The sequence below is a fragment of the Mucilaginibacter antarcticus genome, from assembly GCF_042686155.1.
GTDB classification, from domain to species: domain Bacteria; phylum Bacteroidota; class Bacteroidia; order Sphingobacteriales; family Sphingobacteriaceae; genus Mucilaginibacter; species Mucilaginibacter antarcticus.
This window is the reverse complement of record NZ_JBHUON010000007.1, coordinates 47,716-72,079: the sequence shown is the minus strand read 5'-3', so window position 1 is coordinate 72,079 and position 24,364 is coordinate 47,716. Positions and strand designations below refer to the sequence as shown.

General features: G+C 43.0%; 21 protein-coding genes. 8 read left to right on the top strand and 13 right to left on the bottom strand.

Translation table 11 applies throughout. The features are described from left to right. Position 1 precedes the first annotated feature (1 nt). From nuoH to ACFSYC_RS07810, 12 genes are all read right to left on the bottom strand, one after another. Positions 2 to 1,036, bottom strand: a complete 1,035-nt coding sequence (gene nuoH / locus ACFSYC_RS07865) for an NADH-quinone oxidoreductase subunit NuoH (protein ID WP_377125370.1) — start codon at positions 1,034 to 1,036, stop codon at positions 2 to 4. Beyond that, complete coding sequence (locus tag ACFSYC_RS07860) at positions 1,036 to 2,034, bottom strand: 2Fe-2S iron-sulfur cluster-binding protein (RefSeq protein WP_377125367.1); 999 nt, start codon at positions 2,032 to 2,034, stop codon at positions 1,036 to 1,038. The genes nuoH and ACFSYC_RS07860 overlap by 1 nt, the downstream gene beginning before the upstream one ends. Before the next feature lie 114 nt (positions 2,035 to 2,148). Next, a complete protein-coding gene (nuoF, locus tag ACFSYC_RS07855) occupies positions 2,149 to 3,522 on the bottom strand; it encodes an NADH-quinone oxidoreductase subunit NuoF (protein WP_377125364.1) in 1,374 nt (457 codons plus the stop codon). 3 nt (positions 3,523 to 3,525) lie between these two features. Continuing rightward, on the bottom strand, positions 3,526 to 3,861 hold the full coding sequence (locus ACFSYC_RS07850) for a hypothetical protein (RefSeq protein WP_377125361.1): 336 nt from the start codon (positions 3,859 to 3,861) through the stop codon (positions 3,526 to 3,528). A gap of 1 nt (position 3,862) precedes the next feature. Further along, positions 3,863 to 4,045, bottom strand: coding sequence for a hypothetical protein (locus tag ACFSYC_RS07845; protein ID WP_377125358.1), 183 nt, complete (start codon positions 4,043 to 4,045; stop codon positions 3,863 to 3,865). Positions 4,046 to 4,239: 194 nt separating this feature from the next. Then, entirely contained in the window at positions 4,240 to 4,761 is a 522-nt protein-coding gene (locus ACFSYC_RS07840; RefSeq protein WP_377125355.1) for an NADH-quinone oxidoreductase subunit NuoE family protein, read from the bottom strand. After that, positions 4,754 to 5,968 carry an NADH-quinone oxidoreductase subunit D gene (locus ACFSYC_RS07835; protein ID WP_377125352.1) on the bottom strand — a complete coding sequence of 405 codons (1,215 nt, stop codon included), beginning with the start codon at positions 5,966 to 5,968 and terminating at the stop codon, positions 4,754 to 4,756. Before ACFSYC_RS07835 ends, ACFSYC_RS07840 begins: the two co-directional genes overlap by 8 nt. 3 nt (positions 5,969 to 5,971) lie before the next feature. Beyond that, positions 5,972 to 6,475, bottom strand: a complete 504-nt coding sequence (locus ACFSYC_RS07830; protein ID WP_377125349.1) for an NADH-quinone oxidoreductase subunit C — start codon at positions 6,473 to 6,475, stop codon at positions 5,972 to 5,974. Continuing rightward, on the bottom strand, positions 6,475 to 7,017 hold the full coding sequence (locus tag ACFSYC_RS07825) for an NADH-quinone oxidoreductase subunit B (RefSeq protein WP_377125346.1): 543 nt from the start codon (positions 7,015 to 7,017) through the stop codon (positions 6,475 to 6,477). The genes ACFSYC_RS07830 and ACFSYC_RS07825 overlap by 1 nt, the downstream gene beginning before the upstream one ends. 238 nt (positions 7,018 to 7,255) lie before the next feature. Beyond that, a complete protein-coding gene (locus tag ACFSYC_RS07820) occupies positions 7,256 to 7,627 on the bottom strand; it encodes an NADH-quinone oxidoreductase subunit A (protein WP_377125343.1) in 372 nt (123 codons plus the stop codon). 505 nt (positions 7,628 to 8,132) lie between these two features. Beyond that, positions 8,133 to 10,952, bottom strand: coding sequence for a DNA polymerase I (gene polA / locus ACFSYC_RS07815; RefSeq protein WP_377125340.1), 2,820 nt, complete (start codon positions 10,950 to 10,952; stop codon positions 8,133 to 8,135). A gap of 101 nt (positions 10,953 to 11,053) precedes the next feature. Further along, complete coding sequence (locus ACFSYC_RS07810; protein ID WP_377125337.1) at positions 11,054 to 12,016, bottom strand: restriction endonuclease; 963 nt, start codon at positions 12,014 to 12,016, stop codon at positions 11,054 to 11,056. Between the two features lie 128 nt (positions 12,017 to 12,144). Between ACFSYC_RS07810 and fumC the strand changes: the two genes are divergently transcribed. The 4 genes from fumC to ACFSYC_RS07790 all read left to right on the top strand — a co-directional run bounded on the left by fumC (position 12,145) and on the right by ACFSYC_RS07790 (position 15,338). Further along, the gene (fumC, locus tag ACFSYC_RS07805) at positions 12,145 to 13,542 is read left to right on the top strand and encodes a class II fumarate hydratase (RefSeq protein WP_377125335.1); all 1,398 of its coding nucleotides are present in this window, start codon (positions 12,145 to 12,147) and stop codon (positions 13,540 to 13,542) included. 83 nt (positions 13,543 to 13,625) lie between these two features. Next, positions 13,626 to 14,126 (top strand): fumarate hydratase, encoded by a 501-nt coding sequence (locus ACFSYC_RS07800; protein WP_377125332.1) that lies wholly within the window; start codon positions 13,626 to 13,628, stop codon positions 14,124 to 14,126. 1 nt (position 14,127) lies between these two features. Next, positions 14,128 to 14,922, top strand: coding sequence for a S1/P1 nuclease (locus tag ACFSYC_RS07795; RefSeq protein ID WP_377125329.1), 795 nt, complete (start codon positions 14,128 to 14,130; stop codon positions 14,920 to 14,922). A gap of 98 nt (positions 14,923 to 15,020) precedes the next feature. Next, a complete protein-coding gene (locus ACFSYC_RS07790) occupies positions 15,021 to 15,338 on the top strand; it encodes a low molecular weight protein-tyrosine-phosphatase (RefSeq protein ID WP_377125326.1) in 318 nt (105 codons plus the stop codon). Positions 15,339 to 15,540: 202 nt separating this feature from the next. On the opposite strand, the gene ACFSYC_RS07785 is transcribed toward ACFSYC_RS07790, so the two are convergent. Continuing rightward, on the bottom strand, positions 15,541 to 17,760 hold the full coding sequence (locus ACFSYC_RS07785) for a transferrin receptor-like dimerization domain-containing protein (RefSeq protein ID WP_377125324.1): 2,220 nt from the start codon (positions 17,758 to 17,760) through the stop codon (positions 15,541 to 15,543). A gap of 394 nt (positions 17,761 to 18,154) precedes the next feature. On the opposite strand from ACFSYC_RS07785, the gene ACFSYC_RS07780 reads away from it, so the two are divergent. The 4 genes from ACFSYC_RS07780 to ACFSYC_RS07765 all read left to right on the top strand — a co-directional run bounded on the left by ACFSYC_RS07780 (position 18,155) and on the right by ACFSYC_RS07765 (position 24,049). After that, entirely contained in the window at positions 18,155 to 18,415 is a 261-nt protein-coding gene (locus tag ACFSYC_RS07780) for a hypothetical protein (protein ID WP_377125321.1), read from the top strand. 68 nt (positions 18,416 to 18,483) lie between these two features. Continuing rightward, positions 18,484 to 19,773, top strand: a complete 1,290-nt coding sequence (locus tag ACFSYC_RS07775; protein ID WP_377125318.1) for a 6-bladed beta-propeller — start codon at positions 18,484 to 18,486, stop codon at positions 19,771 to 19,773. Between the two features lie 62 nt (positions 19,774 to 19,835). After that, positions 19,836 to 22,703: an outer membrane beta-barrel protein gene (locus ACFSYC_RS07770; protein ID WP_377125315.1), complete on the top strand. Its 2,868-nt coding sequence runs from the start codon at positions 19,836 to 19,838 to the stop codon at positions 22,701 to 22,703. Positions 22,704 to 22,846: 143 nt separating this feature from the next. Then, the gene (locus tag ACFSYC_RS07765) at positions 22,847 to 24,049 is read left to right on the top strand and encodes a sensor histidine kinase (RefSeq protein WP_377125312.1); all 1,203 of its coding nucleotides are present in this window, start codon (positions 22,847 to 22,849) and stop codon (positions 24,047 to 24,049) included. Positions 24,050 to 24,364 lie beyond the last annotated feature (315 nt).

Sequence of the window (24,364 nt, the reverse complement as noted above, 5' to 3'; positions counted from 1 at the left end):
CTTATCTGTTTATTAAAGTAATAACTATACCGGTAATTACAATGTTGGCAATGGCCAGCGGAATCAACGTTTTCCAGCCAAGATCCATTAACTGATCGTAACGGAAACGCGGGATTGTCCAGCGGATCCACATGAAGAAAAATATAAACATGAATACCTTGGTAAACATCACAACCACACCAATTAATGGCGCAATAGTAGGTCCCGTGTGCGCAGCAACCCAATCCATACCCGGGTAATTATAACCACCCCAGTAAAGAGTAACCATTACCGCCGATGATATGAACATGTTAATATATTCTGCAAACAGGTAAAAACCCAGCTTCATTGACGAATATTCGGTATGATAACCTCCAACCAATTCAGTTTCGCACTCAGGTAAGTCAAATGGTGAACGGTTAGTCTCTGCAAAAGCACAGATCAGGAACAGCAGGAAACCTACTGGCTGATACAGCACGTTCCAATGCCAGCCATGTTGCTGCTCGGCAATCTCGCGTAAGCTTAAAGTACCTGTCACCAGCAATAAAGCGATAATAGACAAGCCCATTGATATTTCGTAGCTGATATTTTGTGATGCAGCACGGATAGCGCCTAACAACGAATATTTATTATTTGATGCCCAGCCACCTATCATAATACCGTAGACGCCTAATGACACTACACCAAAGATATATAGGATCCCTACGTTGATATCGGCAACTTGCAGATCAACTACATAAGAACCTATAACCAATTTTTGTCCCCAGGGGATAACTGCTGAAGCAATACAGGCCGTCATGATAGCCAATGCAGGGCCTACAATAAACAAAAAGGCATTAGCATTGGTTGGGATGATCTCTTCTTTCAAGAACATTTTGCCACCATCGGCAAGGGGTTGTAAAATACCCCATGGGCCTGCACGATCAGGGCCAACACGGTCCTGGAAAAATGCTGCCAGCTTACGCTCTGCGTAGGTAGAATACATGGCTACCACTAAGCTTATCGCGAAGATGATAACCACCAATGTAAATTTAATTATGATGTCTGCTAACTCCATTATAAGCGTGTTTCGCGTTCAAATTGTGTTTTATTAGCTTCTTGTAATACCGGGTTTGTTTTAACAACTGGTAGTGGTTTTAAGCTATCGTAATGATTTGCGCTGATAACTGATTGGTGCGATACCTTACGCGGACCTTCAATTACCCAGTCAGACGTTTTCTTTTTATCAAATCGGCAGCTGTTGCAAATAAAATCTTCTACCTCGCCATAAACGTCTTTACGGGCAGTAACGCGGATAACGTCTTCGCCTTTATACCAAAGCGTTACATGACCTTTACATTTTTCGTTTTCGCAATCGCGGTGTGCTTCCACAGGTTTGGTAAACCAAACACGTTGCTTAAAGCGGAAAGTTTTATCTGTTAACGCACCTACCGGGCAAACGTCAATAACGTTTCCTGAAAAATCATTATCAACTGCTTTTCGTATGTAGGTGGATATTTCAGAGTGATCGCCACGGTTTAATATGCCATGAATACGGTTATCAGTGATCTGATCGGCAACATATACGCAACGGTAGCATAGGATACAACGCGTCATGTGCAGCTGGATCTTGTCGCCAATGTCTATTTTGTTAAATGTACGACGATCAAACTCGTAACGGGTTTTAACAGCGCCGTGCTCAAAACCAAGATCCTGCAAATGGCACTCGCCGGCCTGATCACACACCGGGCAATCCAGCGGGTGATTGATCAATAACATCTCTACCACACCTTTGCGTGCTTCAATAACTTCTGGCGAAGTAATATTTTGCACCACCATACCGTCCATAACATTGGTACGGCAAGATGCTACTAGCTTAGGCATAGGACGGGGATCTTTTTCAGAACCTTGCGTAACCTTTACCAAACAAGTACGGCATTTACCGCCACTACCAGCCAATTTAGAATAGTAGCACATAGCAGGCGGAACGATATCGCCACCTATAACCCTTGCGGCGTTAAGGATGGATGTTCCGTCTGGTACTTCTACTGATATTCCGTCTATTGTAACTTTCATTGACACTTAATATTAGTCAAATTTAATCAATGTATGTCATTGCGAGCGTAGCGTGGCAATCGCAAACTTTGCAGCGTGCGATTGCTTCGTTCCTGGCAATGACAATATTCTTTTTTATACCGTCGCTTCCGGTTTTGGCTCAGGTACCGGAAGTGGGTCGGCATAATGTGCCAATCCATAATTCCTTGTTGTCGCTTCACCAGGATGCGATACATGCCATTCAAACTCGTCGCGGAAGTGACGGATAGCACTCGCCACCGGCCAGGCTGCTGCGTCGCCCAGCGGGCAAATGGTGTTACCTTCAATTTTTTTAGATACGTCAACCAACAAGTCCATATCGCTCATGCTGCCGTGGCCGTTCTCTAAACGGTGTAACACTTTTTCCATCCACCCGGTACCCTCGCGGCAAGGCGAGCATTGTCCGCAGCTTTCGTGGTGATAAAAACGGGCAAAGTTCCAGGTGTTTCTAACTATACATTGATCTTCGTCAAAAGCGATAAAACCGCCCGACCCCATCATGGTACCGCTAACAAATCCACCCTCGGCTAACGACTCATAGCTCATCAATCTGCCTTCGCCGGTCGCTGTTTTCAAAAACAAATTGGCCGGTAAAATTGGTACTGATGAACCACCTGCAACAACCGCCTTTAAACGTTTGCCACCAGCGATACCACCACAATATTCATCGCTATATAAAAACTCTTCAACAGGTAAGCCAAGATCGATTTCGTAAACACCTGGTTTCACCAGGTTACCACCTGCCGAGATCAATTTTGTACCGGTACTACGGCCAATACCTAGTTTAGCATACTCTTCGCCACCATCATTGATGATAGGCACTACCGCTGCAATAGACTCGACGTTGTTAACCACAGTAGGGCAACCATACAAACCGGCAATAGCAGGGAAAGGTGGTTTAATCCGCGGGTTACCACGTTTACCCTCCAGTGATTCTAATAAAGCGGTTTCTTCGCCGCAGATGTAGGCACCACCGCCCGGTTGTACATACAACTCAAGATCATAACCTGTACCTAATATGTTTTTTCCAAGAAAACCTGCCGCTTTGGCTTCGGCAATGGCTTTTTCAAGGATACGGATCTGCGGCATCATTTCGCCACGTACGTATATGTATGATGTTTTAGCACCTAATGCAAAACTACCCACTATCATACCTTCAATTAAAGCATGAGGGATGTAGGTCATCAGATAACGGTCTTTAAAAGTTCCGGGTTCAGATTCGTCAGCATTACATACCAGGTAACGTTCTACACCTTCCGGTTTAGCCAGAAAGCCCCACTTCATCCCGGTAGGGAAACCCGCACCACCACGACCCCGCAAGCCAGACTTCTTAACTTCTTCCACCACTTCATCAGGTGTCATTTGTTTTAAAGCCTTCTCTACAGATCTGTAACCGCCTTTTTGACGATACACATCAAATGTATTGATGCCGGGTACGTTAATATGTTCAAGTAATAATTTGCGTCCCATGTCCTATTTAACGAAAATAATATTTCCTGATCCTGCCGGTGTTAAAATCGGCTGATCCTCATTAGCCAAATGATTTCTTAAATTGCTTTTAAACTGAGCTCTTTCCATTTGGTGTAAAATCTGTTTGTCTTTTTGATTGCTTTTACGTGTCGAATTACGTCTGCGTTTGTCACAAACCATTGACTTGTTTCCGTATTTGCTCCAAATCACCTTGTATCTTCTATAAGCTTCGGCTCCTCCTTTAGTAAGATTACCGTAAGTATCACGATTACTACCCAACTCCGAGTATTTCTCAGGGTGACGTAACATGTGGTAATCTTTATCTTTTTCAGAAGCCATCTTAATATATTTTGCCGGTTGCTTTATAATAGTTAATGTGCTGCCAAACGCGGGTAGCGATAATTAATACCGCTATAATCAGCCGTATGCTGATGGACATTTCAAGTGGGCTTCCCGGCATAATCAGCATTACTGCCATTGCCGTATATAATACATCCCTTAAAATCATCGACGTTCTGCTCATTTATCTAAAAATATCTTCCGGTTTTATTATAGTTATTAATGTGTCTAACCACACAGCTTGCAAAGGCAATTATTAGCAGCGGTACTACTATAATGCTATAATCTTTTACTGTGCCGGTTACTAAAACCAATATTAAACCCAATGCAAATAATGAATCACCGATCACCAAATTCGCATTGCTCACTTTGGTTAAATTATCCTTTAACCTTTAAGTCTGTAATCAACTGATCAACCGACTCGGAGGTTAACTTTTCGTAAAAAGTATATTCGGGGCCAATCTGTAACACGGGTGCAAAACCGCAAGCGGCTAAGCACTCAACACCCCGCCAGCTAAACAAGCCATCAGCGGTAACTTCGCCTTCTTTAACACCTAGTTGCTGCTCTATGTGATCCATGATTTTTTCGGCCCCCACCAGGCAACAAGGGCCTGTGCGGCAAACCTCTAACACGTACTTACCTTGCGGGCGTAAAAAGTACATGGTGTAAAACGAGGCAACCTCATAAACCTCAATGGGCTGTATACTTAAAAACTCGGCAACCTTGTCCATTGCTGCAGGGCTTGTCCAGCCAAACTCGGCTTGCACAAGGTGAAGTATGGGCAACAGAGCCGATTTTTGTTTTCCTTCGGGATAGCGGCTTACAATATCAGCGAATTTAGCTGTCAGCTCTGCCGAAAATTCTACCGGCACATATTCGGTATCTTCAACTCTAAGCATCTAATTCTCCGGCTATAACGTTTAAACTACTCATGTTTATGATCGCGTCAGATAGTAACATGCCTGCACTCATAGGCGCGTACATCTGGTAATTAATAAAGCTTGGTCTACGAAAGTGCAAACGGTAAGGCGAGCGTCCGCCATCGTTTACTAAATAGAAACCTAACTCGCCATTGGCACCCTCAACCGCGTGGTATATTTCAGTATTAGGGGTTGGTATCTCGCCCATCACAATTTTAAAGTGATAGATCAGGGCTTCCATGTTGTTGTAAACTTCTTCTTTTGGAGGCAAGTAAAACTCCGGCACGTCCGCATGGAAAATATCGTTTGGCTCTTTTTCTAACTTGGTTAAAGCCTGCTCAATAATGCGCATGCTTTGTTTCATTTCCTCGTTACGTACAAGGTAACGTGAATATACATCGCCGTTTTCGCCAACTGGCACTTCAAAATCAAAATCTTCGTATGACGAATAAGGATTCATGGCCCTAACATCATAATCTACACCGGCAGCACGTAATAATGGGCCGCTCCAGCTATAGTTTAACGCATCTTCGGCAGTAACTGCGGCCACACCTTTGGTACGGTCAACAAATATGCGGTTTCGGTCAAATAGGGTTTCAAATTCTTTTAATGTCTTAGGGAAATCAACCAAAAACTTACGCAGTTTGGCAAACGACTTGGCATTAAAGTTACGCTCAAATCCGCCTATGCGGCCAATGTTTGTAGTTAAGCGCGATCCGCAAACCTCTTCGTAAATTTCATATATCGCCTCGCGATACTCCATCATGTATAAGAAACCGGTAAACGCGCCGGTATCAACTCCCAATACACCGTTACATACAATGTGATCGGCAATACGGGCAAGCTCCATTACAATTACACGCAGGTAGTCAACTCGCTTTGGCATAGTAAGGCCCAGCATCTTTTCAACCGTCATGTGCCAGCCCATGTTATTTATAGGCGACGAGCAGTAGTTCAGGCGGTCTGTTAATGGGGTTATCTGGTAAAATGGTCTGTGCTCGGCAATTTTCTCGAAAGCGCGGTGAATGTAGCCAATGGTAGATACGCCACTAACAATTCGTTCGCCATCTAATTGCAACACGTTCTGAAACACACCATGGGTAGCCGGGTGCGTTGGCCCCAAATTTAGGGTCGACAGTTCGCTTTGTGGATCGTTGTCTGTAAATACAGGATGGTTATTCATCATCTCTTATCTTCCGAAAAAATAATCTTTTTTATCAACACGGTTCGGGTCTTCCAGCGGGAACTCTTTTCTCATTGGGAAGGCGGTCATGTCGTCAACATTTAATATTCTGCGCAAATCAGGGTGGCCGTCAAATATCACCCCAAAAAGGTCATAAGTTTCGCGTTCCATCCAGTTGGCGCCATTCCACAGTGGGGTAGCCGTCGGTATGTGGCAGTTAACCGCATCAATAAATACTTTAACGCGGATACGTATATTATTTACGAGGCTGTGTACGTGGTAAATTACACCAATAGCTTTCTCCTGCTCAGGATAGTGTATAGCTGTAATGTCTGTTAAGTATATAAACTGAAGCGTAGCATCAGTTTTAAGGAAAGTTAAAAGCGATATGATACTTTCCGTATTGGTTTCGATAGTTAATAAACCATACGGATCGCCAAAAACGGTTATTTGCTCTTCAAACTTCGTATTAATAGCGGCTAAAAGCTCTTCGTTAGTTATTTTACCCATTACTGTATACCGTATGAAGCTAATAGTTTTTGATATTCAGGCGTCTCGCGTCTGCGGGTCGATTCTGTTTTAACAAGCTCCTGGATGTGCATAAAGCCGTCAATGATAGCTTCAGGACGCGGAGGGCAACCAGGTACGTAAACGTCTACCGGTATGATCTCGTCAATACCTTGCAGTACGGAATAAGTATCAAATATACCACCGCTTGATGCACAGGCACCTACAGCGATAACCCAACGGGGCTCGGCCATTTGCAGGTAAACCTGGCGCAACACCGGGCCCATTTTTTTGGAGATGGTACCCATTACCATTAAAAGATCGGCCTGACGGGGTGAGAAGCTCAAACGCTCTGCACCAAAACGCGAAAGGTCATAATGCGATGCCATAGTAGCCATAAACTCAATACCGCAGCATGATGTTGCAAATGGTAATGGCCATAACGAATTTGCACGGGCTAAACCTACCGCCTTATCAAGCGAAGTAGCAAAAAATCCTGATCCCTCAACACCGGCAGGAGCCCCAACTATTTGAATATCACTCATGAAATCTATTAATACAAATACTCTTCCAAAACGTGAATGGAAAGCGCAAATTTATGATAAAAAACCTTGTATTTAGTACCGTTTACAGGGAGGAGATATATTTAGAACAATTCTAAACAATGAAACATTAATCATTCGACGCAATAACAAATGCGGCCAAGATGTATAGCCAAGTGGACATTTGAATATAACTACAAATAGTCAAAGCCTTACCAGAGAGATAAGGCAGACTGAATTTTTAATCCCAGTTTAGGGCGCCTTTTTTAATAATGTAGATAAAGCCGGCCAAAAGGGTAGCCATAAAGATAAACATCTCTATCAAGCCGGTAAGACCCAAATCACGGAAGTTTACTGCCCAGGGGTACATAAATATAACCTCGACATCAAACAACACAAAGAGTATAGCTACAAGGAAGTATTTGATGGAGATAGGTGTACGTGCGTTACCAATAACCTCGATACCTGATTCAAATGGCGTAAGCTTGTCTTTAGTTGCCCGTTTAGGCCCCAATTTATGCGTTGCAAACATGGTACCTACTGCAAAACCTAAAGCCACAATCATCTGGAAAATGATAGGCAAATAATTAACTGGTAAACTTTGTACTTCCATGGTGCAAATATACAAATGGCTGTTAAATAAAAAAGGCCTCAATTAAGGAGGTTGGTTTTGTTTATCTAAATATTTTATAAACAGATATTTATCGGGTTTCGGTTTGATGAGGCGAAAAAAGCCCTCTATATCCCAATGCCTCTGTATGCTATGATGTATTCAAAGTTAACGACATCGGTTACAAAATCACCAAAAGACGTTCCGCTATGAATAATTACTTAACTTTACGAATTGCCGTCATTTTTCAGGACGAGTCAGTTTCATAGTATTTTTACAACTGACTTATAATTAATTAATTGATTGAATATCTTGTGTCCTTTGCTTCACTCGTCTCACACACTCGTGAAACAAAACAGCTTCTCGATAATATCTAACTGCAGGCAACCACTACCTAACACGCTTCGTAACAGTAGTTATAATTGTGTAATTGTTTATTAGTTTGTAAGGTAGTGGCGGGTTTAGGGTCCCGCCACTATTTTTTTGTCATACAAAAGGGTTGGATTTATTAATGCGCCTCTAACCAATTTGCTCCGGTACCAATTTCGACTATAATAGGCACAGTGGTTTTTATAGCATTCCGCATGTTATCCATTATAATGGGTTTCACTATTTCTATCTCGTGCTTAGGCACATCAAATACCAACTCATCATGCACCTGCATAGTCATCCGGCTATCCAGTTTTTGACTTTTGAGCTCACGGTGGATGTTGATCATAGCTATTTTGATCATATCTGCAGCGCTGCCTTGTATTGGTGCGTTAATGGCATTTCGCTCGGCAAAACCACGCACGGTTTGGTTGGCCGAGTTAATATCGCGCAGGTAACGGCGGCGGCCCATTAACGTGGTTACGTACCCGTTTTCGCGGGCAAAGTTCATAGTATCGGCCATGTATTGCTTAATACCCGGAAACTGCGCAAAATACTGTTCAATGATCTCGGCAGCTTCTTTACGCGGGATCCCCAGGTTTTGCGACAAACCAAAGGCCGACTGCCCGTAAATAATACCAAAGTTAACCGCCTTGGCATTACGGCGCTGGCTGCTATCTACATCAGCAACCGCTACACCGTAAACGTTGGCCGCTGTAGCGGTGTGGATATCAATGCCATTAACAAAGGCAGCCATCATATTAGCGTCTTTACTGATCTCGGCAATAATGCGCAGCTCTATCTGCGAATAATCCGCAGACACAATAACGTGGTTATCATCCCTAGGGATGAAAGCCTTGCGCACCTCTCGCCCGCGCTCGGTTCGAATAGGGATATTTTGCAAGTTAGGGTTGGTAGAACTCAAACGGCCCGTAGCCGCTACCGCCTGGTTATAGCTGGTATGCACGCGGCCGGTTTTTTGGTTCACCATAGTCGGCAGTGCATCAACATAGGTTGATTTTAGCTTTTGCAGCTGGCGATAATCTAAAATTTCGCGCACTATGTCGCTTTTGTTGGCAAGGCCCAGCAGCACATCCTCGCCTGTTTGATATTGGCCGGTTTTGGTTTTTTTTGCTTTAGGGTCAAGCATCAGCTTTTCAAACAGCACCTCGCCAAGTTGTTTTGGCGACGCGATATTGAACCTTACACCGGCCTTTTCATAAACTGTCTTTTCCAGTTTAGCTATGTCAATCTCTAATTCTTTCGAAAACTCTTTAAGGGTATTATGGTCAATTTTAACACCTTCGTGCTCAATATCGGCCAAGACATAGATCAACGGATTCTCTATTTTATGCAGCAGATCATCTGCCCCAACTGACTTTATCTTAGGTTCAAAAACTTCTTTTAGTTGCAGGGTGATATCGGCATCTTCGGCGGCATATTCCTTTATCTTCTCCATCTCCACATCGCGCATGCTGCCCTGGTTTTTACCTTTAGGGCCTATAAGTTCGGTAATAGATACCGGTTTGTAGCCCAGGTAATTTTCGCTCAGCACATCCATGCCATGGCGGGTATCGGGGTCTATAATGTAATGCGCCATCATAGTATCAAACAAGTCGCCGCACAATTGTACGCCGTACCATTTCAGCATCAGGATATCAAACTTAAGGTTCTGACCTATCTTGCCAATGGCAGGGTCTTCCATTATCTCCTTAAATTCGGTTACAATGGCTTTAACTTCTGCCTGATCTACAGGAACCGGTACGTACCAGCCCTCAAAGGCTTTTACAGCAAATGACAAACCCACCAGTTCGCAATTGTTTGCATCAGTACCGGTAGTCTCGGTATCAAAGCAAAAGCTTTTTTGTTGTTTTAGCAGGGCGATGAGTTCAGCCCGCTTCTCCTGCGTATCTGCCAGGTGATAGGTATGCTCAACGTTGTTTATGTTTTTTGAGGCGATAACCATATCTGGCGACGAACCAATATCCTGCACGTCAACCGTCATCGTAGTACGTCCCTCTGCGTTAGCGGAGCCAAACAAATCAATCTGCGTTCCAGCAGATGTCGCCTTGTATTCTGTGATACTAAAATCATCACCAAAAACACGACGGCCCAAAGTTCTAAACTCCAGCTCGGCAAACAATGGCTCCAGCAACTCTTTGCTTGGGTCGCACATTTCAAGTCCGGCCTCATCCAACTCAACCGGCGAGTTCAGGTTAATAGTTGCCAGCTTTTTCGACAGCAAGCCCTGCTCAGCAAAGGCCTCCACGTTTTCTTTAAGCTTGCCTTTTAATTCGTGGCTATGGTTTATAATCTCTTCTACAGATCCGTATTGTTTGATCAGGAGTTTGGCCGTTTTTTCGCCGATGCCCGGTATACCCGGGATACCGTCTACCGCATCGCCCCATAAACCTAAAATATCTATTACCTGCTCGGGGCGCTCAATCTCCCATTTCTTTAAAACTTCGGGTACGCCCAAAATCTCCATATCGTTACCCATGCGGGCAGGTTTATAAACGAAGATGTTCTCTGACACCAGCTGCGCAAAATCCTTGTCAGGTGTCATACAGTAAACCTTATAGCCTTTCTGCTCGGCCTTTTTTGCCAGGGTGCCTATGATGTCATCGGCTTCAAAACCATCAGCCATAATAACCGGGATGTTAAAACCCAGTATCAGCTTAATTACATATGGAAGAGCTGAAGACAAATCCTCCGGCATTTTTTCGCGGTGTGCTTTGTAGGCAGCAAAATCGGTGTGGCGTTCGGTTGGCGCGTCGGTATCAAATACTACCGCCATGTGGCTAGGCTTTTCCTTTTTTAATACATCAAGCAAGGTATTGGTAAAACCCATTACTGCCGATGTATTTAACCCGCCCGAAGTAAATCGCGGGGTTTTACTTAAAGCAAAATGCGCCCGGTAAATCAGGGCCATACCATCTAAAAGGAAAAGCTTCTTCATTGTTGTTTTTGATTGCATCGATGTGTTGACTTCACAGGTCGTTTGTGATTTTACGATATTTTCAAAAATACAATTTATGTTGGTTTCGGGGATATAAAGTATTAACTGTCGAAAAAATCCCTTCCGGTATATTCGCCTCCAATAGATGTTATATTGAAAGGCCCTCTAACGTTGATGATAAATTTTGATCCTCCAAACTCCTCAACGAATCTTTTATTAACAGGCTTTGCATTAGGCAGTGAATTTGTTATCGTGTCAATATCTATAAACATTTCATATTTTTTACCTTCTATATGTTCAAGTACTTTTAAATCAACTAATTCCTTTAAAGGAATAGTGTAGTAATTGATTTTCAATTTTAATCTCGGGTTAAAATCTGAGATTTCGACCGTGTCGATCATATCATTTTTTGTGTTTATAAAATAGTTGACTCTATAGGGTGGATCGATTTTAGGTATTTGAATTTCTTGAAAATCTGTATGTAATTTATATTCCAACGTTTGAGCTTTCCAAGCTTCTTTAAGAGTTTCGTGAACGTCATATCCGTTTACTATTAAGGGATCTGTTATTAAAGTTTCACCCTTCATATTTTGAGCTGCATCGCGCATTACGGAAATTTTAAGTTCTGTTTCAAATGGTATAACTTCTTCTATAACTATGGTGACGTCCAATGCGGCGTCATTGAACTCAATTTTATCCGTCAAAGAATACAGAGTAATACCCTTTCTTCTAGCTTTAGCTATGCTCGATGAACTAAATCCATTACTAGCAATTATAATACCTTTACTTGCGCTAACGTCTTCGAGTTTTGATACAAAGGCATCTAGTATGCCAACTGGCAGTCTACCTTTGTAATCCTTACATTCCACTGCAACGTTGAACACTAAATCACGTATAGTCACAGTAATAAGGACATCAATTTGTCTATTTGTATCTGGGCCATTAATTAAAACATTGTGTTTTATAGAAACACTGTCGTATTGAGAATACATCCAGTTAAGAACTTTTTCAACTGACTTTTCGAATTTTGTTCCTTTATCGACGCTAGATACTTTCTCGTTCATATTAGAAAGATACGACTTCATTAAATAATCCAAGATGCTAATTTGGATTAACTCGACTTTTTTAATATTATTTAAGATCCCCGCTGATTTACCCCTACCTTTGCGGCTGTAAAAATATAGCTACTGTAATGAGTTTCAGAACCGAACATGATACTATGGGCGCGGTACAAGTACCGGCCGACAAATATTGGGGCGCGCAAACCGAAAGATCGCGTAACAATTTTAAAATTGGCCCTGAAGCTTCAATGCCAAAAGAGATTATTGAAGCCTTTGCCTATCTTAAAAAAGCTGCCGCTTTTACCAATACCGATCTGGGCGTTTTACCAGCTGACAAACGCGACCAGATAGCCGCCGTTTGCGAGGAGATTTTAGCAGGCAAGTTAGCTGCTGAATTTCCATTGGTGATTTGGCAAACCGGCTCGGGCACACAATCAAATATGAACGTTAACGAGGTTGTAGCTAACCGTGCACACGTATTAGCCGGCAACTTATTAGGCGAGGGTAAAACCTTTATCCACCCAAATGATGACGTCAACAAATCGCAATCATCAAACGATACCTATCCTACGGCAATGCACATTGCCGCTTATAAAATGTTAATTGACGTTACCATACCGGGTATTGAGAAATTACGCGATGCCTTACAGGCAAAAAGCGAAGCTTTTAAAAGCGTTGTAAAAATTGGTCGTACCCACCTTATGGATGCTACGCCATTAACTTTGGGTCAAGAATTTTCTGGCTATGTATCCCAACTAAACCATGGCCTAAAAGCTTTACGTAATACTTTAGACCATCTGTCTGAACTGGCTTTAGGTGGTACCGCGGTTGGTACCGGCATTAATACCCCACAAGGTTATGATGTTAAGGTTGCTCAGTATATCGCCGAGTTTACCGGCTTGCCATTTATTACGGCCGAGAATAAATTTGAGGCCCTGGCAGCACACGATGCTATTGTAGAGAGCCATGGCGCTTTAAAACAAATTGCCGTGTCATTAATGAAAATTGGTAACGATATCCGCATGCTGGCATCAGGCCCGCGGTCTGGTATCGGCGAGATCCATATACCCGATAACGAACCCGGATCATCTATTATGCCAGGCAAAGTTAACCCTACCCAAAATGAGGCGCTTACCATGGTAGCGGCCCAGGTTATGGGTAATGATGTTACCATATCTATCGCTGGTTCAAACGGTCACTACGAGCTTAACGTGTTTAAGCCGGTTATGGCCGCTAATTTCCTGCAATCGGCACGTTTAATTGGCGATGCCTGCGTATCGTTCACCAACAACTGCGCTGCAGGCATTGAGCCGAATTACGAAGGCATTAAGAAACACCTTGAAAATTCATTAATGCTGGTAACCGCACTTAACCCGCACATAGGTTATGAGAAAGCGGCCAAGATTGCCAAAACAGCGCTAAGCAATGGCTCGTCATTACGCGAAGCTGCGATTAGCCTGGGCTACCTTACTAACGAGCAGTTTGACGAATGGGTAAGACCTGAAGATATGATTGGTTCATTAAAATAAGAGTTGGTCATTCTGGATATAGCAAAGAATCTTCAACTATCACAGATTCTTCGCTATATCCAGAATGACCTTAATACCCAATAATGCAAAAAGCTTTTGCCGTTCTCCTTTCTGCTTTTACCTTGATTTTATCGGCATGCTCGCTTAACCCGAACATGCAAGGCAACGGCGAAGCCTATCTGCAAGGCGAGTGGAAGCAAGACGATGTGCCCATGCAGAAGCAATTGCTCAATTATTCGCTCCACCGGTTTAACTTTACGTGCGATTCTGTGTATATTGAAATTGATTCGTATGCCAAGGTAAACTCTGGGATGGATAGCTGTATGAACAAGGGGGCCTGGAAAGAATATGTACGCGGCACTTATCATCAAACTAATGATACCCTGCGTATACGCGGCAACTTTTGCAATGCAGACTTTACATTGAAAAAGCAGGCAGGCTGTTTTCGCTCTGGCCCTTACGACGGCAGTTTCAAAATAAGCAAGCAAGCCGATTCAACTGTGCAATTTTCAAGTACATCAAACGTAATACCTGTTAATTTACATCTAATTAAACGTACCATCTGTGTCCCAAAACCCATTTAACATGAAATTGAACATACTGAAAAAAGTCGCTATCGCGATAGCCTTGTCATACATCCCGGTACAAGCTATGGCCTGGGGCACTAATGGACATCGAATTAGCGGCCAGATAGCCGAAGACCACCTGACACTTAAAGCACGCACAGCCATTAAAGCCATTTTAGGCAACGAATCAATAGCTATGGCCAGTAACTGGGCTGATTTTATAAAGTCGGATTCAACTTATAAGTACTTGTATAACTGGCATTTTGTAGATTTTGAACGGCCGTTAAGCTACCCCGAAATGCTGGAGATATTGGAGCATGACACCAATCCTAACGCTTACAACAAGCTCCAGTTTATGATTGATGAGCTTAAAAAGAAAACCACCGGCAAGCAAACCAGGCTGCTTTACCTGCGAATGATCATTCATATTGTAGAAGACATTCACCAGCCGTTGCATACCGGGCACGAGAGCGACCAAGGGGGTAACGGCATCAAGGTAAATTGGTTTAGCAAACCTACCAACTTGCATTCTATTTGGGATACAGAGCTGGTTAATTTTCAAGAGCTTAGCTACACGGAATATGTTTCGGCTATTGATCATGTAACACCAGCGCAGATCAAAACACTGCAGTCAACGCCCATTAGCAAATGGGTGTTTGAGTCGAGCCAGCTTGCTGATCAGCTTTACAAAGGAGTTAAACAAGGCGAAACGTTGAGCTACCGCTACAACTTTATCTATCTGGAAACCCTTAATCAGCAATTGCTAAAAGGCGGTATTAGATTAGCCGGACTGTTAAATCAAATTTTTGGATAAATTTTAAATGTGCAGATATGCAGATGCGAGGGGGGATGCAGATTATCTAGCTCATCAAATCATTTGCATATCTGCCTGTAGCACATCTTCACATCCACATGAAAATACTAATGGTTTGCCTTGGCAACATTTGTCGCTCGCCATTGGCCGAGGGGGTAACGCAGCACCTGGCTGATAAAGAGGGTTTGGACTGGCAGATCGACTCGGCAGGTACCGGCGATTGGCATATTGGTCAGGGCCCCGACCGTCGCTCCGTTAAAGTAGCGCATAACTACGGTATCGACATCAGTAAGCAAATCTGCCGACTGTTTCGCCCATCAGATTTTGACGACTTTGATCATATCCTGGTGATGGATAAAAGCAACCTGAGCAATGTACTGGCCATGGCCCGTAATGACGCCGACGTAAAAAAGTAACGCTACTATTGGTTGACCAGATAGTACCCGACCCATATCATGACGACCATCAATTTGAGCCTGTGTTTAAGTTGATTGAGGATGGATGCAAGAGGTTTATAACATCACACAAATAACACGTTGTCATTCTGAGCAAAGCGAAGAATCTTGTAGGTAGATCGTAGAAAATTCTTCGCTATACTCACAATGACAAGATCTATAACTACTTGGCTGCTTGGCTCAAATACGCCGCCAGCGCATTTACAGTAGCAGACACTGCTTTAATTTGCTCGTTCGCTTCCGTCCAGTTCCTCTCTTCTATCGCTTCCCGGATGCCGGGCATGGTTTTAACGCCGTAACCTGTATAAAACCCCGGAGCGTAAATGCTGTGTTTGTACCACGGGCGGCGTGGTAAGCCAATTGACGATAATAATTGTTGCTCAGCTTTATAGATAATCTCGTTTAATGCTTTCTTGTCAATCTTTGATTCTGTGGCTGTACTTAGCTTGATGGCTAAATTGTCGGCGCTTACTTTAAGCGCGTCGAGCGCGTTTGTTAAGGCAGTAAAATCTATAGCCGGTACTTCCGGCTTGGCGGTTGGTGTAGCCAGTTTTTTGGTTGGATCGGCAGCCAGTTTAAAAGCGTTGCTTTTTACCAGCTGGTTTTGCATGGCGGTGGTTTCGCGCAGGTTGCTGGTTAGGTCTATCAGCTCTTTACTGTAGCCGTTAAGCGTAGTGTACAGGCTGCGGAAATCAAATGGCAGAACGTCAGCATTAGCCATGCGCAGCACAATATGGCCGGTAGTTTTGGCCAGTAACGCGCCGTAAATAAACCCCGGATCTTTGAAACGCACATAATGCGCGTACGAGTCATTAATAGAGTGATAATCGCCGCCGCCCGCTTCGCCGCCATAGCCTAAGTTTAAGGCCGGCACACCTAAGTGCTGTAAAAACGACGAAAAATCTGACCCGGAACCTAACGCCGATAGCTTATCAAGCTTACGATCCATTACCTCTTTCTTAGCTTTTACTGATGACGCGTTCACTAAATCGTTAGCCTTCTTACGTTCAGCAACCGTAACATTCGTTTCAGGATCTATTACACTCTCTGCAATCTCGCCCATAAAATTCTCTAACGCGTGCGATCCGCCGGCGCTTAAAAACCCTCTTGAGCTATCATCAGTGTTAATGTAAACCACCCCTTTTTGCTGCAGTTCTTTTTCGTGATCCTCGGCGTATTCGGTTGAACCTAACAAGCCCGGTTCTTCACCATCCCAGGCACAATACACTATGGTGCGCTTAGGTTTCCAACCGGTTTTAAGCAGGTCGCCAATGGCTTTTGCCTCGTCAAGTAAAGCGGTTTGCCCACTCAGCGGATCATCGGCACCATTAACCCAGCCATCATGGTGATTACCCCGTAGCACCCATTGATCCGGGTAGGTTGATCCTTTCAACACCCCTATAACGTTGTAAGCTGTCACCAGATCCCAGTTAAATTCTAACTTTAAATGCACAGTGGCAGTACCAGGGCCAATGTGGTAGGTAATGGGCAGGCCACCGCGCCATTCGGCCGGGGCTACAGGGCCTTCAAGCGCTTCTAATAATGGTTTCGCATCCTGATAGCTTATAGGCAACACAGGTATCTTTAGAATCGTGGTAGCATCTTTACGGTCAAGTCGTACGGCTTTCTCTGTCGAACCAACTCCCGGGGTTAGCGGGTCGCCGGGATAAAGCACCATGTCCATTACAGAGCCGCGCTGTACGCCAGTTTCGTTCTTGTAAGCGCCTTTCGGGTATACATCGCCGGCAACGTAGCCATCATCTTTAGGGTCAGAGTAAATAATACAACCTATGGCGCCATGCTCATACGCTACCTTAGGTTTTATCCCCCGCCACGATTTACCGTACTTGGCTATTACGATCTTTCCCTTAACATCAATTCCCATATCGGCCAGTGTTTCATAATCTTCGGGCAGGCCATAGTTTACAAAAACCAGTTGCCCGGTTACGTCGCCGTCTGCGCTCCAGGCATTGTAAGTGGGTAGTTGCCCGGCCTGGCCAGAGTATTCGTCTCCGGGTACAGCTTTCTCTTTAAGGATGGCGGTGTATTTTGTTGGGCCTGTCATTTCCAGCAGGCGCGTTTTAGGCGTTGGGAACAACACTTTATAAGGCTGCAATTTAGCGTCAAAGCCATAGGATTTTAGCCTGGCCAGTATTTTATCGGCAACCGCTTTACCACCCGCCGAACCAATGTGATGCGGCACAGCGGCCAGTTCTTTCAGCGTTTCGCCAATGCGCGCAGGATTGATAGATTGGTCAAACTGTTGCTCCGTTTGCAATTGCTTAGCCGAGTTTGCGGGCGTAAAACCCATTAATGTTTTTTGCTGCGCCTGTACGCCAAAGGCGCTGCTTGCTACAAGGCTTAGTGCCAGTAATCTTTTCATTATATATATCGGGCTTTTAAAGGCTTTAAAATAGCAAATTTTAAACAGTCAGGCAAACATTGCCCTATCGTAAATTATTTTACCCTGATTATCAATGCGTAACGTCTATCACTAAGAAAATAGTTTAAATACTAATTGATTAGTATTACCTTAGATGGACCAATTTCTATAGCTGTGTTGATAAGGTTAAGATTTGAGCTAATTATTAATATAATTAACAATTAGGGGTGCAAAATTTTATAACCCGTTAAACCTTAGCTATAAATATTGGTCGCAGTGTTAAATAAAGTTAAAAAACGTTAAATAAGCCTACCGGTTGCTGATAATCAGCTGGTTCTGTAGCTATTTTTGCGTTACATTTTATTAATACCGTTAAACCAAATATCCCGTCACAATGCACATTACAACCTTATTTAAAAGGCTAGCTATTTGTTGCTGCCTGTTTATGGCTGCTGTTTTACCGGCATCATTAAAAAAAACGACTAAGCAAATCGCCCCGCACTATACAAAGACTTTTGGTTTGACAGCTACACAAAGCTCAATACTCGCTCAAATAGGTCGCTTACTAAATCTACCTTGTAGCATCGCCGCAGTACATGCACCTTTAGCTGTCACAAAATCTTTACCGGGCAACAACCCATTTGAGTATGCATAATCATTAAAAATCATCCGTATTTTAATTATCATTGACAAACAAACCAAAACCACCAACTTATCACACACATGCACCCTAAAACCCTCAAATCATTTACACTATTTTGCTGCCTTTTTTTGCTGTGCAGTTTAAAAGTTGAAGCACAAAAAATCATCCCTGTCGATTCGTCGAAGGCAATGACCTTGCGTGTAGACCCTTCAAATGCGATGGGCGGCGTAGTATCCGACTTTTTTACCGAAGTAAACTATGTGCCGCTTGAAACCACAGACGAGAGCCTTTTTGGCAGCATTGCGCAGCTGGAAGTTGTTGATGATTACTACATCATCCTTGATCATAACACGCACAGTATTTTGATTTTTACCAAAACAGGTAAGTTTCATGCCAAGATCAAAAGCGTACAAGGTAGCGGCAGTAATTACATTTGGGATTTTTGTGTTAACAAATGGACAAAGCACATCATCTTCACTAAAGACGGCTACAAAACCCTATCATACGCAGACTATGATGGTAAGGTAGTTAAATCTGTAAAGTTGCAGCGAGAAGACCAGGCTAAGGATGAGATCAGCACTTCGCATTATTACTTTATATCGCCCGATAAGGCAATCTCGACAGGTTGGTACAACAAAATGGACAGTACAGATAAATACTGGAAAACCTATTCAAAATCGTTAATACATTACAGCAATGATGATCACAAGGTTTACGCGCAGGGTTTGGGCTTTAAAGACGAGGAGGCCAACATAGCAGACGAAATCATTTCAAGCGGCTTGGGCCCTTTAACCGCGTCGGGCACAGACAGCGTTTACTTTTATTCAAAGCCTTATACAAATACTATTTATTCTGTAACGCCAAATACCATTAAGCTATCGTACAAGTTTATCTTCCCCTATTTCTCGTCGTTACCAATGGATTTTATTACGAATAAAGAATATGATAAAAAACGTTACGAGTATTTTCAGAAACACAATGACGCCATATTTTGTGTAAGTAACACGTTTGCGTCTGGCGACAACCTAATTTTCAGAACTGCTACCTGGGGTAGCGGAAATAAGGAAGATAACCTAATCTATAACCTTAAAACTGGCACGTTAATAGCCTATAAGCATATCGCTCAGGATGAAAAGTCATATCATCTGGCAATTTATGACCAGGCTACCTACAACTCTTTTGAAGGTTTGCTGGCAAGCACCAACGGCAAGTTATATTCGAGCATATCGTCATTAGGTATGTTTAAGGCGCACGAAGCAGCCGCAGAACAAAAGGCACAATATCCCCCGGTACTTGCAGACTACTTTAAAAAAGGCAGCCGTAAAGACAACCCGGTTATATTGGAGCTTAAGCTAAAAAACGACTTGTAAATACCAACTGAGACCCGATACTACCTTATAAAAACCAAACATCACAATTAAACCTATTCTGAGTGAAAACACAACTTAAGCTTGCCCTTGCTTTATTGATAAGCATGGTGGCATTTAGCACCGCACGCGCCCAACAACCTAAAAAAGACACCATTAAGGTGGGCACTATTACGGGTATACTGCGCGACAGCGCGCACAATTATGCAATGCAGTCGTCTACATTATCGCTATACAAAATAGCGGGTAACGAATTAGTGGCTTATCAGCTATCAAACACATTGGGTAAATACACCATGAAGGAAGTACCAGTAGGTGTACCCTTGCGCATTATTGCAACCCACATTGGCTATATGTCAAACAAAAAGGAGTTTACCATATCGCCCAAAACAAAAACCATTGATCTGGGTACCATGAACCTTACCAAGATTGATAAGACATTAAATGAAGTAGTGATAACCGCCGACGTGGCCCCGATGCAAATGCGCGGCGATACATTGGAGTTTAATGCCGCCGCCTTTAAGCTGGATACCAATGCTGTGGCGGAGGACCTTTTGCGCGCGCTGCCCGGTGTAACCGTATGGGCCGATGGGATAATAACTGTTAATGGTAAAAAAATTAACGAGCTATTAGTTATGGGAAAAAGCTTTTTTGGTGGCGATAATAAGATAGCCCTGCAAAACATCCCAAAAAACTCTATCAAGAAAATACAGGTGTACCAGGATAAGAATGATGAGGACCCGTTGAACCCAAAGACCAACATGAACATTGTGCTTAAAAAAGACAAGCAAGACGGTGTTTTTGGCAAATTTGGTATAGGCGGCGGTACCAGGAAGCATTACGCGGCAGATGGTATGATCACGTATTTTTCGCCCAAAAACAACTTTAGTTTGGTGGGCGCAGCTAACGACGTAAACAAAAGGGCCGGTGATGTTAGCACGCTTATGGGCTTTAACTCGTTTAAAGGCGAGGGTATAAATAGTGATTACCATAGCGATTTTAGGCAGCAAGGCTATAACATTTTCCGTGGTGGGGGCTTTACAGGGTCGCATGATTTCAGTAAAGAAGGTGATACCCGACAAGCTTACTACAAAACCAATATGTTAAAGGGCGAAATGTTTAGCAGTACAAATATTAACAATACTACATCTAACGGCACATCGGAAGAAACACTGCCAACTACGCCTCTTGATCAAACTAAATATAAGGTAAACAGAACCAGCACAGGCGACAGAAAAAGCGATAATTTTAACATACGCGCAAATGCCAGTTATGACAAGCGCTTTCAATATGGTTCTATAAACGGTACCATCTATGCAAACAGCAACCGCGGCACTTCGTCAAATACAAGTATTAGTAACGCTTTTAATGAGCGCAGTGGTATCGGGTCTGTAGACAGCAAACAGTCAAAGAGCGACAACTCATCTAACAATCTGTCCGGAAATTTCAGGGGTACCATACAGCGTCAATATGATTTTGCAAAGCGCAAAAACAAGTGGTTTAGTATGGATCTTAGCTATAACTTTAACTTAGGTAATGAAGATAACAATAGCAGAGAAATTACCGATTTTAAAGCTACAGACGCAGCGCAAAACCTTTACATAGACCGTTTGTACAATAGCCGCAATAAAAGCTCAAACCATACGCTTACAACTACTTTTAGCGGCATTACACAATATTTTGCCCGCAGGTTCCGCTTGTTTCAGGTTGGCATTGGCAATACTATCGCTGTTTACGATAACAATGAAAACCGGCAGGTAAGTAACTGGGATACGGTTACCAAAATGTATGTAATAAATCAATCGCTTACCAACGTTAGCCATTATAAAACAGTTGACGAAAAACCCAGTATTTCATTTTCTAAAAGTTTCAGTAAATCTCTGGATAACAGGTATTCTAAGTATTTGAGCATTAATGCTACTGCGAGGGGCCAAATGTATAGCCAGCGTAATAGCGCGCTACAGTCTATCCAGAATCTTGACCGGACGTATCATTACTTCATCCCCACCGCCAGTATTTCTTATAGTAATTATCAATATGGCGATTTTTCTAAAAATTATGACCTGAGCTACAGCACCAACGTGCAGTTTCCGACGGTTGACCAGATAGCGCCTATTTATGATAACTCTAATATTTATGACGTACCTATAGGTAACCCTAATTTAAGGCCGTCTTACAATCACCAGTTGAGCTTTACCTATAGCTTTTATGACCAAAAGACTAAAAATGCCATGAATTCTTACCTAAGCTTGTCGGCTGGTATTACAAAGGATAATATTATTGACAGCAGTGTGTATGATAATAGCATTGGCCGTAGGATACGTACCTCTATTAATGGCTCGGGCAGACGATACCTTAATTATAGTGGTTACATCAATAAAGCATATAGGTTTAAAGACCACCAGGTACAACTTAACGGCAACTCGAGCTTTAGCTACAGCCGCTATGGAACTGTTGTTAACGGAACCGTTTACGATGTTAACAACGCCAGCGGCAATTTATCAGGAGCAGCTACGTATACCTACAAATCAATATGGACTGCCAGCGCTGAAGAAAGGGTTGATGGCGGTAAAATAACCCAAGTTGGATTTAGTCAAAACACTTATTACACCTGGTCTACCCGCGCGGGTGTAGCTTTCGCCTTTCCACGCAGTATTTTCTTTAACAGCCGGGTTGAATTTAATAATACAAAATCATCAGGCGTTAAAGACAATGTGTATTATACCATTTTGAACGCCGATATTGGTTACCGTTTTTTAAAAGGTGCCGAAGCTGAGATCAAAATTTCGGCACTTGATATTTTGCGCCAAAATCAATCGTTCAGAAACTACATTAATGCCAACACTGTGCAAAGCACGCGTACTAACGTATTGAGCCAGTACTTTATGTTAACGCTGGCCTACTATCCACGTAAATTTGGCATGAAAAAATAACCTAACACCTAACCTATATTAACACCCTCCCAATTTCAACGATTGTTGAGATAGGGCTTTTTTTGTTATCAAATGAATCCTGCTAAACCGAAATTGGTTATATTGGCGTTATTACCTCAAAATATCAAAATCTGCTCTAATTAATGTCCCTATTTCCGCTGCCGCAAAATGAAGACGAGCGCTTAGTAGCACTCCAATCATACAATATATTTGACACAGCCGAGGAAAGAGATTTTGATGCGCTGGCCGCGCTGGCATCCGCCATTTGCCAGGTACCTATAGCATTGATAACGTTTATTGACGAAAAGCGCCAGTGGTTTAAGGCGCACCATGGTACCGACATTACCGAAAACATGCGCGAGCTTTCATTTTGTACACATCTGTTAGCTTCGGGCGACGACTTGATGATTGTTCCGGATGCCACACAAGACGAACGCTTTGTGCAAAACCCCATGGTTACCGGCCCTACCAAAATTATGTTTTATGCGGGCGTGCCATTGGTTAACGAGGATGGTCACGCGCTGGGTAGCCTTTGTATGGTTGATCAGCAAACGCATGTTCTGAGCCCTTACCAGGTTGATGCGCTTAAAACGCTGGCAACGCAGGTAATGGATAAACTTGAACTGCGCCGCAAAGTGCGGCTGCTCGAGAAGACAAACCAGGAGCTAGTGAACTCGAACATGCTGATACAGAAGTTTGCAACCATGGCGGCCCATGATATCAAAAATCCGCTGAGCAGTATTCAATTAACCTCCCAGGCGCTAAAGATCAGGCTTGAAAAACTGGGCGAGCCATCATGCACACGATTAATAGACCTGAATATAACATCTACCAAACACTTGTTAAAACTGATTGACGAGATGCTGGCTTATTCGCAGTCGCCATCGTTGCTATTAGTTAATAAGCAGCAGTTTGAATTGCATCGGGTAATTACACGCGTTGTTGAAATGCTTTCAAAACCCGTAAACATAGCTATTGTGATGCCCGAAGGCAGGCACGAGCTATTTATGTCGTCGGTTGCTTTCGAGCAAATAATGATCAATTTAATCAGCAATGCCATTCGCTACAATGACAAGGCGGCCGGACTGATCAAAATTGACTACCGCGAGGACGAACAATACTATCATTTTGAAGTAAGCGATAACGGGATGGGCATAGCCCCCGAGTATCATGACAAGATCTTCACTAACAGTTTTACCCTTAAAATAACCGATAGGTACAACCAAAAAGGTACAGGCATAGGACTGTCTACCGTTAAAGATTTACTTACCGCCCTTAATGGAGACGTCAGCGTTAAATCAGTCCCGGGTGAAGGCGCCACCTTTAATTTCAGCATCCCTAAGTAAGTCACAACCCAGTCCCAGTTTCAGCCATTCGGAAGCCGATTGCTAAGAAAGCGTGCCTTTATGTCACTAAGCCTGCCTTTTTTTCTACAGGCGCGCAATTCTATTCCTGTTTGTATTAAACTATTGTGTAATTACTATATCAAATAAGTAATTAGCAGCGTTATCAGTTGGTTAATCACTCATTGAAAGCTAATTTTCAGAAGGGATGTTGCATTAAGTTGAAGTTTTAATACATTGCACATCATAATAATGTCTGTTTATTGCAAGCCCACAAACTTGGCAGTAATATTGTTAATAAGTTAGAAAACAAGGCGT